Below are 16415 nucleotides of genomic sequence, written 5' to 3' on the forward strand. Positions count from 1 at the left end.
CAGCGGTGGCGGTCACGCGGGGGGCCGCGGACGCCACCGGCGCCGCGCACCCTGGGTCTACCAGGGCACCATGGTAGTTCCTCCCCCTCAGGACCACTTTGGCCAGATCGGTGTTTTCGCGGCTCGTCCCCTTACAGGGTGTCGGATCCGGCCGACGGCGGGGGCGCGGCGGGCGGCTCGTCGTCGATCTCGAAGAAGTCCGGGAGGGGTGCGGTTCCGGCCAGCCGCAGGGCGCGGACGAGCCGGGAACGCCGGGCCCGGCGGGTGTCGACCACGGCGTCGTTGTGGAAGGTGCGGGCCAGCTGGACGCCGCGGGCGGCACCGGCCACCTCGGTCAGGTGGTCGCGGAGGTGCGCGGTGGCGCACAGGGGTTCGAGCAGCGCGCGCAGCTCGCGTGACAGCGCGCTCTCGGCCAGTTCGCGTTCCCCCTCGGGGGCCCGGCGCGCGGCTGTGGCGGCCTCGGCGAGCGCGCGGGCGCGGTCCGGTGGCAGGCCGTCGGCGGAGGCCAGGTCGAGGACGGCCGAGCCGCGCCGCAGCAGCGCGGCGTCCAGGGCCGCGCGGGCGGTCTCCACCCGGTGGTGGAGCCGGTCCAGGCGGGTCGCGCGCCACGACAGGTAGAAGCCGGTCAGCAGCAGCGCCAGAACCGCCGCGGCGACCACGACGACGAACAGGGCGTCCTCGATCAGGGCCGCTCACCCACCCCGCGGCGCAGCAGCGCGGTGGCGCGGGGGCCCGTGTCCAGGCGCACCCTGGGGGTCGCGCGGTCCGGTCCGTCCCACATCAGGACGGTCTCGTAGACGTGGACGACCTCGGCGGCGACGGTCTCCCAGTCGTAGGCGCGCACGGCGCGGCGGGCCGCCCCGCCCAGACGGGCGCGGCGCTCGGGGTCGTCGAGCAGGTCTCCGGCGCGTTCGGCCAGGTGGGCGGCGTCGCCAGCCCGGAACAGCTCGCCCGCCGTTCCCCCCTCCAGGACGGCGGTGAAGGCCGGGATGTCGCTGGCGACGATCGCCGCACCGGCCGACATGGCCTCGGTGAGGACGATGCCGAAGCTCTCGCCGCCCAGGTTGGGGGCGCAGAAGACGTCGGCGGAGTGGTAGGCGCGCACCTTGTCCGCGTCGTCGAGCCGCCCGGGCAGGACGATCCGGTGGCGCAGGCCCTCGGGAACCGACGCCAGCGCCGGGCCGGGGTCGCCGGGCCCGGCGACGAGCAGGCGCAGTCCGGGGCGGGCGGGCGCGAGCAGGGTGAAGGCCTCCAACAGGGTGGCCAGTCCCTTGCGCGGCTCGTCCAGACGGCCGAGGAAGGCGATCGAACCGCCGTGACCGGGCCAGCCCGGCAGCGGCTCGGCGCGGGCGAACCGGCGCACGGCCACCCCGTTGGGGATGAGGACGGCGTCCCCGCCCAGGTGTTCGACCAGGGTGCGCCGAGCGGCCTCGGACACGGCCACGCGCGCGTTGAGCTTCTCCATGGCCGAGCGCAGCGCCGCGGACCCGGCCGCCATCGCGCGCGACCGGGGGTTGCTCGTGTGGAAGGTGGCGACCATGGGGCCGTCCGCCGCCCAGCACGACAGCAGGGAGACACTGGGCGCGGAGGGTTCGTGGATGTGCAGGACGTCGAAGGCGCCCTCGTCGATCCACCGCCGCACCCGCGCGGCGGTGCGCGGCCCGAAACTGACGCGCGCCACCGAGCCGTTGTAGGGCACGGGGACCGGGCGACCCGCCGGGACCAGGTGGTCGGGCAGGTCGGCGCCGGCCTCCCCCACCGGGGCCAGCACCGACACGTGGTGGCCCATGCCGATCAGAGCGCGGGCCAGGTCCCCGACGTGCTGCTGGACCCCGCCCGGCACGTCCCAGGCGTAGGGGCACACCAGCCCGACGCGCATGCCCGCGGTCACGTGTCCCACTCGGGGCGCCCGGTCCCCCCGGCGCGCTCCCGCCGGCGCCGCTGGTCGGCCTCGTGGTCGACGCTGAACACGGTCTGGAGCATGTGCCAGTCCTCCGGGTGCGCGGCGATCTCACTCTGGAAGACGCGCGCCAGCTCCTGGGTGGTGGCCCGGACGCGGTCGGTCCGGGTCTCGCCGGGCGCGACGGGGACCTCGTCGTGGACGCGGATGTTCCAGAACGGGCCGTCGTACCAGAGGGAGACCGGCATCAGGGCCGCACCGGTGTTCAGGGCCAGGGCGGCCGGTCCGGACGGCATGCGCGCCGGTTCGCCGAAGAACTCGACCTCGGGGCCGTTGCCGCCGATGTCGCGGTCGGCCAGCAGGCACACCAGTCCCCCGGCGCGCAGGCGCCGGGCCAGGGTGCCCACGACGTCCGTGCCGCCGGTCAGCGGCAGGACCTCCATCCCGAGCGACTCGCGGTAGGCGGTGAACCGCTGGAAGAGGCTCTCGGGGCGCAGCCGCTGGGCCACCGTGGTCGGCGCGAAGCCGCGCATGGCGATCCAGGCGCCCGCGTGGTCCCAGTTGCCCATGTGCGGCAGGGCCGCGATGACGCCGCGACCGGAGTTCAGGTTCTTCTCCAGCGCCTCGATTCCGCTGTGCCGGGTGTCGCCCAGTACCCGGTCCCGATCCATCGCGGGCAGCCGGAACATCTCGTAGTAGTAGCGCATGTAGGAGCGCATCCCCGCGCGGGAGAGCGCCCGCAGCCGCGCGTCGGTGGTGTCGGGGCCGAGCAGGCGGCGCAGGTTGCGTTCCAGGCCGCGCGTCCCCTCGTTGCGGGTGCGCCAGGCGTGGTCGGCCATCCGCTCGAACACCGCGCGACCGAGGCGTTCGGGTGAGCGCCGCACCATCGTCCATCCGGCCGAGTAGGCGAGGTCGGCCATGCGTTCGTCCACGTCGTGCTTCCTCGTCCTCCTCCGGGCGGGGTCAGGCCTCGCTGTTGGCGCCGTTGGTGTCGACGTCCCGGGGGCCCTCGTCGATCTCGTTGAGCCGCGCGCGGGTCTCGACGAGCCGCTGGAGGACGGTCAGCAGGGTCATGGCCGCGAGCAGCCACAGGCCGCCGGCCAGGACGTAGGGGACGCCGAATCCGCCGACGCCCGCGGCCACCAGGATGATGATCAGGCGCTCGGTCCGCTCGGCCATGCCGACGTCGCAGTTGACGCCCAGCCCCTCGGCGCGCGCCTTGATGTAGGAGACCATGAAGCCCGCGATGAGGCAGAAGAGGGTGACCCCGGCGAGCAGCGGGTCGTCGCCCTCGCCGATGAACCACCACAGGAGCCCGGCGAGGATGGCGGCGTCGGCCACCCGGTCGAGGCTGGAGTCGAGGAAGGCGCCGAACCCGCTGGCGCTGTCGTTGGCACGGGCCACGGCGCCGTCGAGCATGTCGAACAGCGCGAAGACGGTGATGACGACCGAGCCGGCGTACAGCTCTCCGCGCGGGTAGAAGTACAGCGCGCTGGCGACGACCCCCACGGTGCCGACGACGGTGATGATGTTCGGCGTGAGGCCGATCCGGGCCAGGCTCCGGCCCAGCGGAGTGGTGACCCGGGAGATCATGGGGCGAAGGATTCTCAGCATGTCTTCTTGTGATGGTAGGGCGGGAACGGCCCCGGGGGTGGGAACCGCGCCCGGCGGGGGTGGCGTGCCGCCCGTTCGTCGGCGCGGGCGGCACGGGAGGGTGGGGGCGGTCAGGCCCCGGGCCAGTGCTCGGCCAGCTTCGCGCGGGTCTGCTCCAGCATCTCGGGCAGCACCTTGGTGTGGCCGATGACCGGCATGAAGTTGGTGTCGCCGCCCCAGCGGGGGACGATGTGCTGGTGCAGGTGGGCGGCGATCCCGGCGCCGGCCGCCGAACCGAGGTTCATGCCGATGTTGAACCCCTGGGGCCGGTAGGCGTCGGTGAGCGCGCGGATGCCCGCCTGGGTGAGCGCGGCGACCTCGGCGGTCTCGTCCTCGTCGAGCGCGGTGTACTCGGACACGTGCCGGTAGGGGCACACGAGCAGGTGGCCGCTGTTGTACGGGTAGAGGTTGAGCACGACGTAGGCGGTCTTGCCGCGCGCGACCACGAGCCCGGAGGCGTCGTCGAGCGCGGGCGCCTCGCAGAACGGGCAGCCGTCGCCGGGGCCGGACCCGGTGGGTTTGCCCTCGCCCTTGATGTAGGCCATGCGGTGCGGCGTCCACAGCCGCGCCCACCCGTCGGGGAAGGGGGGCCGCTCCTCCTCGTGGTTGGACGGCCCGTGCTCGGGCCCGTTCTCGACACCGCTCATCGGCTTTCCGGGGCGGTCGCTCCGGCTCTCGCGCCGGGGAGGGAGCCCCTGCCTCCTTCGGGTTCTCTCGTGGGATCCTGCGTGGACGTGCGCGCCGGGCGTGGGGGCTGGGCCGTGCGCGGCGCACACCCGCCTCGCCGTGGGACGGGCGGCGTCCACCGCGCGAGCCCCGATCGGGCGGGGCCCGGCGCGGGTCCCGGCTCCGACCGTCCGGGATCGTCCGCACCCCAGCATAGGAGCACGGCGCACGTGCGGTCAGCGGCACCCGTCCGCCTGTGGACAACCGGGGAGTGTCGGTCCGAAGGACCACCCAGGGGGTCAGCCAGGGTGCTTGAGGATGAGACCGCGCCGGAGCCGTCCGTTGGGGGTGCCCCGCCGCGAAGCGCGGGCCCGAGACTAGCGCTGCTCCGCCAGGCCCAGGAGCGTGCGCAGGTGGCGCGGCGGCGGGGACCCGTGGGCGAGCACGGCGTCGTGCCGTTCGCGTTCGGTGAGCTCCGGACGCCGGGCGGCCAGGTCCCGGGCGATCTCGGCGACCTCCGTGTAGCCCACGTAGTACGTCGACAGCTGCGCACTGGTGAGCTGGGCGCGGCGCCACTTGCCGACCGCCTCGCCCTCCTCCTGGTGGCCGCGCTCGGTGAGCAGGGCGATCGCCTCGGACTCGGTGATGTCCCGGGTGTGCACGCGCACGTCCAGGACGGCGTTGAGCAGGGCGCGCAGCCGCATCTTCAGCTGGATCAGACGCAGCGCGAGGTTGTCGCGGCGGGCGGCCTCCCCGGCGCCGTCGCGCCAGCCGTGGCCCGCGAGCACCTCCTCGCCGTAGACCGCCCAGCCCTCGACGAACGTGCCGCTCCACAGCGTCCTGCGCACCCGCGTCCCGCCGTCGTGGCGGCTGGCGTGGGCCAGTTGCAGCGCGTGGCCGGGCACGGCCTCGTGCGCCATGAGGTTGCGCAGCATGGTGCCGTTGTACTCGCGGAGGAACGAGTCCTGCCGCTCCCGGGGCCAGTCCGCGGGCGGCGGGGCCACCGCGACGAGGGTCGGCATGTCGTGCGCGGCGGGGTCCAGCGGCCCGGGCGGGTCGCAGTAGGCCACGGCCACGCCGCGCCGCGACTCGGGCATCGGGATGATCCGGACGGGGTCGTCGTGCACGGTGACCAGGTCGAGTTCGCGGACCCGGTCCCACAGGTGGGTCAGCGCGTCGGCGCAGGTCGGGCGGACGCCGTCGGCGTCGGTGGCGGTGGTGTCGGCCAGTCCCGCGAGGACCTCGGCGACCTGGCCGGCGCGGCGGGGGCGGCCCTCGTACTCGGCGGCGGCCTCGGCGATGGCCTCCTCGGTGGCGAGCAGGTCGCTCTCCGCCCGCACCAGCAGCGCCTCGGGGGAGAGTTCGGAGTCCAGGGTGTACCAGAGCTGGGCCGCGAAGTCCCGCTCGCCGAGGCGGGGATCGGCGGTGGCCGTCTCGACCCGCTCGCGCAGCCACTCCCCGTACCGCTCGACCGCGGTCAGGGCCGCCTCGCGCGCGAGGTCGACCCGCCCGGTCAGGGACGGCTCCCGGCGGAGCAGGTCGGGGATCCCGTCGGCGAGCATCGCGCGGGCGCCGGCGAGCTGGGCCAGCGCGGTCTCGACGTGGACGCGCGGCATGCCCGGCCCGTCGGCGAGCCGGGCGCGCGCGGTGTCGAGGTAGTCGGGCAGCGCGGCGCAGCGGGCGGCCAGCGCCTCCAGGCGTTCGGGCACCGGGAGGCAGTCGCGGTCCAGCAGCGTGTGGACGGCCTCGCCCGGGGAGAACAGCAGGGGGTTCCAGGTGCGCGGACGCAGCTCGGCGGTGTGCCACAGGTCCGCGCTGAGCTTGGCGCGCAGGATCTCCAGATCGACCAGGTCGCCCTCGGGGATCAGGTCGCCGTCGATCTCGTCCAGCGAACCGAGCGCGTCGGTGAGCATGGCGACGCGCCGCGCGTCGGCCTCGGCGGAGTGGTCGGACAGCCGGGCCGCGCCACGCGTGTCACCCAGCTCCAGGGCCCACTCGGGGGCGTCCTCCAGAAGGGCGTCGAGCACCCGCTCGGCCACCTGTCGGAACCGCTGTGTCATCGCCTCGGCGTCGGGCTGGGAGGGAGAGCTCATTCCCCCATGATGCCAGCACGGACGCCCGGTCCCCGCCGTGCGGGAACCGGGCCGTACTCCGTGCGGGACCCCGGCCCGGGACTAGCGCCAGGAGTTCTGGCCGCCAGTGGAGGTGGGCTGTCCTGCCGCGCCCTCGGGGTCCCCCACCGTGATGGCGTGCTCGACGAGGGTGATGAGCGTCGACTTGGTGGAGGCCCGGTCGCGGGCGTCCACCTGGACGATGGGGATCTCCGGGCTGAGCGTGAGCGCGTCCCGGACCTCGTCGGCGGCGTGGGGGTAGTAGCCGTCGAACCCGTTGATCGCCACGATGAAGGGCAGACGCGCCTCCTCGAAGTAGTCGATCGCGGGGAAGCAGTCCGCCAGGCGGCGGGTGTCCACCAGGACGACCGCGCCGATGGCGCCTTTGACCAGGTCGTCCCACATGAACCAGAACCGGTGCTGTCCGGGGGTGCCGAACAGGTACAGGATCAGGTCGGAGTCGAGGGAGACGCGGCCGAAGTCCATCGCCACGGTGGTGGTCTGCTTGTCCGGCGTCTTGGCGAGGTCGTCGACCCCGACGCTGGCGCTGGTCATGACCGCCTCGGTGGTCAGCGGCACGATCTCGGAGACGGAGCCAACGAATGTCGTCTTCCCGACACCGAAGCCCCCGGCGACGACGATCTTGACCGACGTCATCGCGTTCCCCCCAGCACCGCCTTCCTCGGCTGGGCTAGAGCTTGCGAAGTCCACTGAGCACCCTTTCAAGCAGGTTGGTGTTGGGACGGGCGTCGTTGTTCAGCGAAGACCTGATCTGGACCAGTCCCTGCTCGGACATGTCCGCCACAAGCACCCGTGCCACACCGAGCGGCATCCGCAACAGCGCGGAGATCTCCGCCACGGACCGCCACTCCCGGCACAGGTCGCTGATCGCCTGCCACTCGGGCGTCAGCGTCCCAGACTCGTTGCGGGCCGCCGCCGTCGCCGAGATCAGCGCCTCCAGGGGAAGCTGCGACTTCGGCTTGGTGCGACCCTTGGTCACGGCGTAGGGGCGGACCAGTGAACTGGGCGCGCTCCCCACCGCGGGTCGTTGTTCGTACGGTTGTTGGATAGGTCGGGGAACATCTCCGCCGCCCGGCACAGACGGGATCCCTCCGGTGGAGGGACCGCTCGGCTGTTGTCCGAACCACGAGGCGCTCCCGGCATCTCTACTGTGAGGTGCCACCACTTCCTCCTGTCGGTGGTGGATCAGTGGATTCCCGAGGTGCGCGCCGTTGGTGTCAGCGCCCGCCCCGCCCGCTCGACGAGCAGGGTCATCTCGTACGCGACCAGACCCAGATCACTGTCGGCCGCAGCCAGGACCGCCAGGCAGGAACCGTCGCTGATGGCCATGATGAGCATCAGCCCCCGTTCCATCTCCACGACGGTCTGGGCGACCGCTCCACCCTCGAACACCCGGGACGCTCCCTGCGTCAGGCTGGAGAGGCCGGAGGCGATGGCCGCCAGCTGGTCCGCCCTGTCAGCCGGGAAGCCCGCCGACGCCGCCAACGGAAGGCCGTCAGAGGAGACGACGATCGCGTGGGCGACATCGGGAACCCGGTCGGCAAAGTCAGTGATCAACCAGTTGAGCTCATTGACCTGTCGACTCATCTGATCTCCTGTCCAAGTTCGCCGGCTGGTCTCACCGCACTGCTACCGCCGGCACGGCATGTGACAGCACTGTTCCTGCGTCCTGTCCGGAGCCGCCTGAGGGGACGGCTACCGGGGGTCTGGTGTTCGACTCTCGTCAAGCTCTGGGTGTGGGCCGTCCGAGAAGCTCGGTAGATGCTATTGCATCCGGCTTCCTCGAATAAGGGGGACCCCGTCCCACCACGTTCCATTGCGGTCATCCCTCCGTCGAGCCTTCACCCAGCTGGTTACGCCCCTCGCGAACGCCCTTCTGGAAGCCCGAGAAGCGGTTGCGGACCCGGTCCGCGCTGCGCGTGGGCATCTGCTTGAAGTTCTCCGGTCGAGGAGCGGTCCCCGGCACAAGGTTTGCCTTGGGAACCCGTTTTGGCAAGCCCGAGGTGGTCAGTCCACCGGCGAGCGGCTCGGCCGCGGTGCGCGCGGCCTGCCAACCGCGGTCGGCCGCCGACTCCCAGTCGCGCTCGGTACCGGCGCTCCGTTCGGAGCGGGCGGGCGGCCCGCCGACCGGCCTCTGGGCCGGCTGCGCGCCGGTCGACGCCTGGGCGGTCGGCCCACCGGTCGGCCCCTGGACGGGCTGGTCGGGTGCGACCTTGCGGATCGGGCCGGTCTCGGTGGAGTCGACGGTCGGGCCGCCGGTGCGGCGCTTGAACCAGTTGGACTCGATGGCGTCGAAGATCGGCAGCGAGTCCGATCCCTCGCCCGCCGGGGTCGGCGGCACGACCGTGTGGTTCGGTCCCTGAGCGCCCCCGTAGCGGCGGGACAGGTAGGCGGTGGATCCGTAGCCCTCGCGGGAGTCGGAACCGCCCGTGCGCCAGTTCCCGGTGTCGTCGCCCGACTGGGGGCGCTCCGGCGCCGGCGGCGGGGTCGGCTCCGGACGGGCGACCGATCCCGACGCCCAGTCGGAGGAGACCGAGGGGAAGGACTCGGTGTCGTCGCCGCGCGTGGACGGACGCTCGTGCGAGCCGGTGGTGTTCCGGCCGGACAGCGGGTCGGAGTCCCCGCGCCCGCCCGAGGCGGACGAGGAGCCCGAACCGAAGAAGTCCGTGGCCCCGTGGTCGGAACGACCGTGGGTCCCGGTGTCGGTGGGGCGCGAGAACGCTCCGGTGTCGGTGGGACGCGAGAACGCTCCGGTGTCCGTGGGACGGGAGAAGGCTCCGGTGTCCGTGGGGCGCGAGAACGCTCCGGTGTCACTGGGGCGGCTGAACGCACCGGTGTCCGTCGAGCGGCTCGGGGACCCGCTGTCGCCGAAGACCGACCCGGCGCCGTCGTCGGCGCGCGGAGCGGGGTCGAAGAGGCTGCGCCCCGCGCCGTCCGGGCGGGTCTCCTCCTCGTCGGAGACGTCGTAGGGGTCGATCACCGGCTGGTTCGGGTCGGCGCCGCCCGACCCCGTGGTCCCCGCGCCGCGGGTCGGCTCGAACAGCGAACCGGAGCCGCTCGCGCCCTGACCGGTGTCCCACAGGTCCTGGCCGCTGGGCGGGTGCTCGTCGCCGCGGGTGTTGCCCGGCTGGCGCTTGGGCAGACCGCCCAGAGAGCTGAGGTCGGAGGCGGCGTCCTCGGTCTGCCACGGGTCGCCCGGCTCGGCGGGCGCGGTGCTGGACGCGAAGGCGGCCTCGGCCTCGGCGAAGGTGTCGGGCGCGCCCGCGGACAGTTCCGCGCGCGGCTGGGCGCCGCCGACGGCGTGCTGGCCCTCGACCGGGGTGATCAGCAGGTCCGGCGGGAAGATGACGCGCGCGGTGGTGCCGCCGCCGTGCGCCTCCGCCAGGCTGAGCTGGATGCCGTGGCGATGGGCCAGGCGCGAGACCACGAAGAGGCCCATGCGGCGCGAGACCGCGACGTCGATGACCGGCGGGGCCGCCAGACGGGCGTTGATCGCCGCCATGTCCTCGGGCGCCATGCCGATGCCGCTGTCGGTGACGTCGACCTGGACGCCGCCGCCCGCGAGGGTCTTGGCGCTGACCAGGACCTCGGTGTCGTGCGGGGAGAACGAGGTGGCGTTCTCGACCAGCTCGGCGACCAGGTGGATGACGTCGTTGACCGGGCGGCCCAGCACGGAGATGTGGGAGGGTGCCCGCACGTTGACGCGCTCGTACTGCTCGACCTCGGAGACGGCGCCGCGGAGGACGTCGACCAGCGGGACCGGCTGGGCCCACTTGCGGGTGTTGTCCTGACCGGACAGGACCAGCAGGTTCTCGTTGTTGCGGCGCATACGCGTCGCGAGGTGGTCCAGCTGGAACAGGTCGGAGAGGCGGTCGGCGTCCTGCTCGGACTGCTCCAGACCGTCGATGAGGCGCAGCTGCCGTTCCACCAGGGTCTGGCTTCGGCGGGACAGGTTGACGAACATCGCGTTGACGTTGCTGCGCAGCGCGGCCTCGTCGGAGGCCAGGGTGAGGGCGACGCGGTGGACGTCGTCGAAGGCGCGGGCCACCTCGCCGATCTCGTCCCTGGTGTCGACCTCGATCGGCGTGACGCGGACGTCGGGGGCGCTGCCCGCCTCCTGCATCCGGTTGATCGCCTCGGGCAGGTCGCGCTCGGCGATGCGGCGGGCGCCGTCCTCCAGGGTGCGCAGGGGGCGCACCAGGGAGCGGACCACCAGCGAGGTCAGGACGAACACCGCGAGGAGGACCAGCGCGACGACGACGAGGTCGGTGACCGTGCGCAGCATGGCGGCCCGGCCCAGTTCCTCGGCGTCGTTCGCGATCTCGTTCGCGATCTCCGTCTCGACCGTCTGGAGGAGGTCCAGGGCGGTGTCGGCGATCTGCTGGTAGTCCTCGGGGCCGTCGTTGGAGGTCACGCCGGTGAGGTTGTCACCGCGGTCGGCCCGGTACATGACGCGCATGCGCATCGTGGAGACCTGGCTGACCTCCAGGCCGGTGAAGTTCTCGTCGAAGATCGCGCGCTGCTCGGGCGAGGCCGCCTGGACGAAGTTGGAGATCTCGTTCTCGTAGCGGGCCCGGCTGGACTCGATGGCCTCGGCGATACCGCCGGTCATCGTGTTGCGCGAGAGCGAGTGGCTCATCAGCGCGGTCTCGTAGGAGAGCTGGTCGCGCGCGCTCGACAGGGCGGTGAGGGCACGCACGGCCTCGCGCAGGTCGGTGTCGGCGCTCTCGTCGGCGATGGTCTGGTTGAACTCGCGCAGCGACCGGGAGATCGTGCGGTAGTTCGTGACCACGGGCAGCACCGTCACGCGGGTGGTGTCGACCTCCTCGCGCAGCGTGTCCAGGTTCGCCAGCTGGCTCTGCATGTTGTCGAGGCGGGTCGTGGCGAGCGCGCCGTCCATCTCCCCCATGTCGTCGATCTGGGCCATGAGGCTGGTGTACAGCTCGCGCGAGGCGTCGCGCTCCTCCTCCAGCCGCTGGCGCAGGCCGTCCGACCGGCGGGAGGGATCGGGGTCGTCGGAGATGTAGACCGCGCTCGCCGAGCGCTCCCTGCCGAGCTGGTTGGCCATCTCCACGACGAGGACACCGATCTCGGCGCGCTCGTGGATGTGCGTGTGGGTGACGGTGGTGTCCGTGGACTCGTAGACCCTCAGACCACCGAGCACGAGCGCCACGGCTGTGGGGATGACGATGAGGGCCACCAGTCGGGAGCGCACCCGCCAGTTACGTGGCCGCCACCAGTCGGCTCTGCGCCGGGGCGCGGCATCTGCGTGTTCGGGCTGCGCTGCCTCGCTCTGCGCATTGGCCCCGCTTGCTGTCGCTCGTGTCGACACGGACCCTCGCAACCTTTCGTGTCACCGCCTCGAACGGCTGTTGAACCCAGGGATTGACCACTCCTGACCGAAGGAGTCTTCGGAGGTGATCGGCTCGGAACCCTGCGGCCCGCCGGCTCAGGAAGCGGTGGGAGTTTGGGGAAGATGTGAAGACTGTCCGCCGGACTCGCCTGGGAGGAGAGACGCCGCCCACCTAACAGGTTTCTTAGGTGCGCGTGCGGTGGATAGCGTACCAATGGGCGCGAAGGACTCGCTTCGCCCGTTTGGCGGCCTTCGGCGGGATCATCCGTGCCCGTCCGGCCCCGCTTCGCCCCGCCTGTCGAGATTTTGACCAATGACCCAGGTCATCTATGCCGTCCGAAACCCCACCATCAGTGCGGGTAACTATTTGGACACGCGCTCCGCCTCCCCATCACCACCTTCCCGACATGACATCGTGACATGACGTATATGCAGGTCCCGGGGAGGAACCGATGACGTGCACCCCATCGCGCCCGCCGTCGGACACGGTCGGTGCCGGGTTCCGGACCGAGGGTCTCCTGCGCGCCCCCCGCGGCTTTTCGGTCAGGTCCGCACTCGCGTGGGGAACCGCGGTCCTCCTCGTCCTCACCGCCGCGGACCCCGGCGCCGCGGAGGAGGCCGGGCTCGGCGACGTGCGCGTGGAACTGGCGGCCCTGCGCGCCGAACTGGAGACCCTGCGCGAGACCGCCGTGGACCGGATCGCCGACTACCGGCGTGAGAGCGAGCGCCTGGCCGAGGCCACCGCCCGCCGGGAGGCCGCCCAGGAACGGGCCGAGACCGCCCGCGCCCGGCGTGAGGGCTCCCGTCTGGCCGCCGCGCGCCAGGCCGCCGCGGCCTACATGGGCGGATCGCCGCACCCGGCCCAGGCCTGGATGGGCGGCCCCGAGAACCTGCTCGAACGGGGCGCCTACCTCACCCTGCTCGCCGGACACCGCACCGCCGAACTCGACCGCGCCGAGGCCGCGCGCGTGGCGGCGGGCACCCTCGCCGACCTCGCGGAGGGAGCGGAGCGGGAACGGGTCGAGGCGGCCGAGGCGGCGGCCACCGCCCGCGCGGAGGCGGAGGCCGCCCTCAACGCGCAGGAGGACCGGTTCGGGGAACTGCTGGACGAACAGACCCGGTTGGAGGGGCTGCTCGCCGAGCGCCGCGCGGCGCGGGGGGCCCAAGCCGCTCGGGGGTCCGCCGGGGAGCGGGGGTCCGCCGAGGGCACGCGGACGACCGGGGAACGGGGGGCCGTGGTCGGCGCCGAGGGGTCGGGGGAGGTCGGGGACGACCGCGCGCGGATCTCCCCGGCCTGCGCGGGCGACGGCGGCACGCACGTCAACGGCCGCTTCCCGACGTCCGCGCTGTGCCCGCTCCCCCAGGCGGGCGAGTGGCTGCGGCCGGACGCGGCGGCGGCCTTCGTCTCGCTCGACTCCGCCTACCGCGCGCGGTTCGGCGTGCCGATGTGCGTGGCCGACTCCTACCGGCCGTACCACGAACAGGTGCGCCTGTTCCGGGAGATGCTGCCGGGCATGGCCGCCCGTCCGGGCACGAGCCAGCACGGCCTGGGGTTGGCCGTGGACCTGTGCGGCGGGGTGCACGAGCTCGGCACTCCGCAGCACGCGTGGATGCTGGCCCACGCGCCCGACCACGGCTGGATCAACCCCGACTGGGCGCGTGGCGGCTTCGAACCCTGGCACTGGGAGTTCACCGGGTGAGGACCCGGCCGCCCGACCGGGATCGGGCCGGGCGGGACGGTCAGACCAGCGAGCCCAGCCGGACTTCGAACCCGCCCAGCGTCCCGGCGCGCACCTCGACCTCGTCGTCGGGTTCCAGGGGCTCGGTCTCCAGGCACAGCAGGGCGCGGACACGGCCGGGCCCGGCGGCGAACCAGGCGTCCCCGGGCTCCGCCGCGCCGTAGCCCACCCGGCGGCCGTCCACGAACGCCGAGAACTCCTGCACCCGAGCGCCGTCCGCGTCGACGAGCTCGTCCCTCGTGACCAGGTCCGGGCCCAGGGTCAGCTGCAGGGGCTCACCCCGAGCGTCGAGCCACAGGCAGGCCATGGTGTAGGCGGTCGCGGGCCCCTCGGCGCCCGCGACGGCGGCCAGGCCGATCCGCGCCCCGCGCACACCGGTCGCCACGCCGTCGTCCACGCCCCGGACCAGATCGGAGGCCAGGGCGGTCACGGTGTCGCCGAACCGCGTCGCCACGGGGTCGGCGGGGACCAACGGAGCGCACAGACGCGCCTCGGGCTCGAAGATGATCTCCACCGGTTGGTCGACCGCGCGGGCGTGGGCCTCGGCCATCGCCTCGGACCCCGCGTCCAGGAGCGCGGCCAGGTCGTCGGTCACCGGGCAGCCGTGGACGTCACCGTCCTCCAGGGCGCCCAGGCGGGCGCCGCCACCGCTCGGCGACAGGTAGGTCACCCAGTCCAACGTCGCTCCTCATCGTCCGGGCGGGCGCGCTCACACCGCGGCGACGGGGCTGTGCTCCTTGCCCGTCCCGGCGCAGCCCTGGCACGGCTCGTCCACCCGCCGCCAGACGATGACGCCGCTGCCGTCCCGGTGCGGCTGTTCGGGCCGCCACCATCCCGTTCCGGAACAGAACCGGCAGTCGACGCCGCTCCGTTCGCACCAACCGCATGAGCTTATCGCGCACCGCGTGTGTGTCGGTTCCCGCGTCGGATCCATGCGCTCCCACCGTCTCCCCGCGAAATCGCGACCAGCCTGACACAGCGGCGGGGCGCGCGTCCACCCGTGAACGGGGGCGAAAACGCGGGTCAGAGCGGGTACGCGACCGCTCGGGCGGGCCGGTGGGCGGCGGCGGATCAGGCCGAGTCGCGCACCACCAGACGGGTGTCCAGGATGGTCGACGCGCTCTCCCTCGTCCCCGGGATCGCCACGTCGACCAGCAGGCGCGCCATCTCCCGCCCCATGCGCTCGGTGGGCTGGCGCACCGTGGTCAGCGGCGGTTCGCAGTGCTGGGCCATGAGGGTGTCGTCGAAGCCGACCACGGCGACGTCCCCCGGCACGCGCAGACCGCGCTCGCGCAGCACGCGCAGGGCGCCCAGGGCCGTGAGGTCGGAGGCGGCGAACACGGAGTCGGGCGCCCCGCCGGCCGCCAGCAGCCGCTCCATCGCGCGGGCGCCGCCCTCGACGCTGAAGTCCCCGGCGGCCACGAGACGCTCGTCGACGGCGGTCCCGGCCTCCGTCAGCACCTCCCGGTAGCCGGCCAGCCGCGCCACACCCGCGGTCATGTCCTGGGGGCCGGTGATGGTGGCGACGCGGCGCCTGCCGATGTCGAGCAGGTGGCGCACCGCGGCCCGGGCCCCGCCGACGTTGTCCACGTCGACGACGTAGGACGCGGGCCGGGCCGTGGGGTGCGGCTGGCCGCCGTGCACCACCGGGACGCCCGCCTCCGCCAGCCGGTGCGGAAGCGGGTCGTCGCGGTGCATGGAGACCAGCAGCGCCCCGTCGACGTGGGAGCCGCCGAGGTAGTCGCCGACCTTCTCGTGCTCGGCCTCGGTCCGGGCCGTGGTGAGCATCAGCTGGAGGTCGCGCTCGTGCAGGACCGAGCTGACGCCGCGGACGATGTCGGCGAAGTAGGGGTCGGTGAACAGCCGGTCGCGGTGCTCGGAGACCACCAGCGCGACGGTGTCGGTACGGCGGGTGACCAGGGTGCGCGCGGCCTGGTTGGGGCTGTAGCCGAGTTCGGCGATCGCGTTGTGCACGGCCTCCCGGGTGCGGGGACTCACCTGGGCGGAGCCGTTGATCACCCGCGAGACGGTGCCCCGGCCCACACCGGCCCGTTCCGCCACCATCTCCAGCGTCGGACGACGCCGACCGCCACCGCTCCTGGCCACTCGCTGCTCCCCTCGGGTCCTGTGGGAACGTGCCGACGCGCACGAGTCCGAACCCGCGCGAGTATCCCCGCGCCCACCCGACCTTGTCCAGCGAGGACCAGGCGAAGGACCCGCGCGGCGGCACGCCCGATCGTACGGCCTCCGGGGCCGCCCGCACGCGACCCGCGTCAGCGGCGGGACAGGCGGCGTACCACCAGGTCGCCCAGGCTCTGGCAGGCCTGCACGATGACGATGAGCAGGATGACCGTCGCCCACAGGTAGTGGTCGTTGAAGCGCTGGTAGCCCTCGCGGATGGCCAGGTCGCCCAGGCCCCCGCCGCCGATCGCGCCGGCCATCGCCGAGTAGGAGATGAGGGTGACCACGGTCATCACCAGACCGGCGACCAGGCCCGGCAGCGACTCGGGCAGCAGCACCTTGCCCACGATGGTGAGCTTGCGCGTGCCCATGGCGTGCGCGGCCTCGACGACCTCGCGGTCGACCTCGCGCACGGCGGTCTCCACCAGGCGCGCGAAGAAGGGGATCGCGCCGATGCTGAGCGGGACGATCGCGGCCGTGGGGCCCAGGGTCGTGCCGACGAGGAAGCGGGTCAGGGAGAGCACCGCGACCATGAGCACGATGAACGGCAGGGAGCGGCCGACGTTGACGACGGCGCCGAGCACGGCGCGCACCGCCGGGGCCGGGGTCAGCCCGCCCCGGTCGGTGGCCACCAGCAGCACGCCCAGGGGCAGGCCGAACAGAACGCTGAAGACGGTCGCCCACCACACCATGTAGACGGTGTCCATGGTGGCCAGCCACAGGTCCGGCCACATCGCGGGCCAGGCGAGGACGAAGTCGGCCACGGCGTCCGCCGGGCCCGAGGGCTCGGC

The 16415-nt window shown here is 73.4% G+C and carries 15 protein-coding genes; 1 reads left to right on the top strand and 14 read right to left on the bottom strand.

What is annotated here, in order from left to right; genetic code table 11:
- Positions 1-131 precede the first annotated feature (131 nt).
- The 10 genes from AB0I72_RS05260 to AB0I72_RS05305 all read right to left on the bottom strand — a co-directional run bounded on the left by AB0I72_RS05260 (position 132) and on the right by AB0I72_RS05305 (position 11566).
- Positions 132-659: a hypothetical protein gene (locus tag AB0I72_RS05260; protein WP_358563219.1), complete on the bottom strand. Its 528-nt coding sequence runs from the start codon at positions 657-659 to the stop codon at positions 132-134.
- Positions 660-682: 23 nt separating this feature from the next.
- Positions 683-1891, bottom strand: a complete 1209-nt coding sequence (locus AB0I72_RS05265) for a glycosyltransferase family 4 protein (RefSeq protein WP_358563221.1) — start codon at positions 1889-1891, stop codon at positions 683-685.
- Positions 1888-2832 carry a phosphatidylinositol mannoside acyltransferase gene (locus tag AB0I72_RS05270; protein WP_358563223.1) on the bottom strand — a complete coding sequence of 315 codons (945 nt, stop codon included), beginning with the start codon at positions 2830-2832 and terminating at the stop codon, positions 1888-1890. Before AB0I72_RS05270 ends, AB0I72_RS05265 begins: the two co-directional genes overlap by 4 nt.
- 31 nt (positions 2833-2863) lie before the next feature.
- Positions 2864-3493, bottom strand: a complete 630-nt coding sequence (gene pgsA, locus AB0I72_RS05275; RefSeq protein ID WP_358563745.1) for a phosphatidylinositol phosphate synthase — start codon at positions 3491-3493, stop codon at positions 2864-2866.
- Positions 3494-3624: 131 nt separating this feature from the next.
- On the bottom strand, positions 3625-4200 hold the full coding sequence (locus tag AB0I72_RS05280) for an HIT domain-containing protein (RefSeq protein WP_358563225.1): 576 nt from the start codon (positions 4198-4200) through the stop codon (positions 3625-3627).
- 396 nt (positions 4201-4596) lie between these two features.
- The gene (locus tag AB0I72_RS05285) at positions 4597-6312 is read right to left on the bottom strand and encodes a DUF885 domain-containing protein (protein ID WP_358563227.1); all 1716 of its coding nucleotides are present in this window, start codon (positions 6310-6312) and stop codon (positions 4597-4599) included.
- Between the two features lie 81 nt (positions 6313-6393).
- Complete coding sequence (locus AB0I72_RS05290; protein ID WP_017572034.1) at positions 6394-6987, bottom strand: ATP/GTP-binding protein; 594 nt, start codon at positions 6985-6987, stop codon at positions 6394-6396.
- 34 nt (positions 6988-7021) lie between these two features.
- Positions 7022-7516 (bottom strand): DUF742 domain-containing protein, encoded by a 495-nt coding sequence (locus AB0I72_RS05295; protein WP_358563229.1) that lies wholly within the window; start codon positions 7514-7516, stop codon positions 7022-7024.
- 20 nt (positions 7517-7536) lie between these two features.
- Positions 7537-7938: a roadblock/LC7 domain-containing protein gene (locus tag AB0I72_RS05300; protein ID WP_358563231.1), complete on the bottom strand. Its 402-nt coding sequence runs from the start codon at positions 7936-7938 to the stop codon at positions 7537-7539.
- Between the two features lie 235 nt (positions 7939-8173).
- Positions 8174-11566, bottom strand: coding sequence for a nitrate- and nitrite sensing domain-containing protein (locus AB0I72_RS05305; protein ID WP_358563233.1), 3393 nt, complete (start codon positions 11564-11566; stop codon positions 8174-8176).
- 590 nt (positions 11567-12156) lie between these two features.
- Here AB0I72_RS05305 and AB0I72_RS05310 point away from each other — a divergent pair.
- Positions 12157-13404, top strand: coding sequence for a M15 family metallopeptidase (locus AB0I72_RS05310; RefSeq protein WP_358563235.1), 1248 nt, complete (start codon positions 12157-12159; stop codon positions 13402-13404).
- 40 nt (positions 13405-13444) lie between these two features.
- On the opposite strand, the gene AB0I72_RS05315 is transcribed toward AB0I72_RS05310, so the two are convergent.
- From AB0I72_RS05315 to AB0I72_RS05330, 4 genes are all read right to left on the bottom strand, one after another.
- Entirely contained in the window at positions 13445-14122 is a 678-nt protein-coding gene (locus AB0I72_RS05315; RefSeq protein WP_358563237.1) for a hypothetical protein, read from the bottom strand.
- A gap of 30 nt (positions 14123-14152) precedes the next feature.
- Positions 14153-14377 carry a hypothetical protein gene (locus AB0I72_RS05320; RefSeq protein ID WP_358563239.1) on the bottom strand — a complete coding sequence of 75 codons (225 nt, stop codon included), beginning with the start codon at positions 14375-14377 and terminating at the stop codon, positions 14153-14155.
- 137 nt (positions 14378-14514) lie between these two features.
- Entirely contained in the window at positions 14515-15549 is a 1035-nt protein-coding gene (locus AB0I72_RS05325) for a LacI family DNA-binding transcriptional regulator (protein ID WP_358563241.1), read from the bottom strand.
- 167 nt (positions 15550-15716) lie between these two features.
- Positions 15717-16358 (bottom strand): methionine ABC transporter permease, encoded by a 642-nt coding sequence (locus AB0I72_RS05330; protein WP_358563747.1) that lies wholly within the window; start codon positions 16356-16358, stop codon positions 15717-15719.
- Positions 16359-16415 lie beyond the last annotated feature (57 nt).

It is taken from the genome of Nocardiopsis sp. NPDC049922, from assembly GCF_040660275.1.
Taxonomy (GTDB): domain Bacteria; phylum Actinomycetota; class Actinomycetes; order Streptosporangiales; family Streptosporangiaceae; genus Nocardiopsis.

What these genes read in the sequence shown, in the direction of transcription:
- pgsA (WP_358563745.1), bottom strand. Translation starts at nt 3,493, where the DNA reads ATGATCTCCCGGGTCACCACTCCGCTGGGCCGGAGCCTGGCCCGGATC.
- AB0I72_RS05280 (WP_358563225.1), bottom strand. Translation starts at nt 4,200, where the DNA reads ATGAGCGGTGTCGAGAACGGGCCCGAGCACGGGCCGTCCAACCACGAG.
- AB0I72_RS05285 (WP_358563227.1), bottom strand. Translation starts at nt 6,312, where the DNA reads ATGAGCTCTCCCTCCCAGCCCGACGCCGAGGCGATGACACAGCGGTTC.
- AB0I72_RS05290 (WP_017572034.1), bottom strand. Translation starts at nt 6,987, where the DNA reads ATGACGTCGGTCAAGATCGTCGTCGCCGGGGGCTTCGGTGTCGGGAAG.
- AB0I72_RS05300 (WP_358563231.1), bottom strand. Translation starts at nt 7,938, where the DNA reads ATGAGTCGACAGGTCAATGAGCTCAACTGGTTGATCACTGACTTTGCC.
- AB0I72_RS05310 (WP_358563235.1), top strand. Translation starts at nt 12,157, where the DNA reads ATGACGTGCACCCCATCGCGCCCGCCGTCGGACACGGTCGGTGCCGGG.
- AB0I72_RS05320 (WP_358563239.1), bottom strand. Translation starts at nt 14,377, where the DNA reads ATGGATCCGACGCGGGAACCGACACACACGCGGTGCGCGATAAGCTCA.
- AB0I72_RS05330 (WP_358563747.1), bottom strand. Translation starts at nt 16,358, where the DNA reads ATGTGGCCGGACCTGTGGCTGGCCACCATGGACACCGTCTACATGGTG.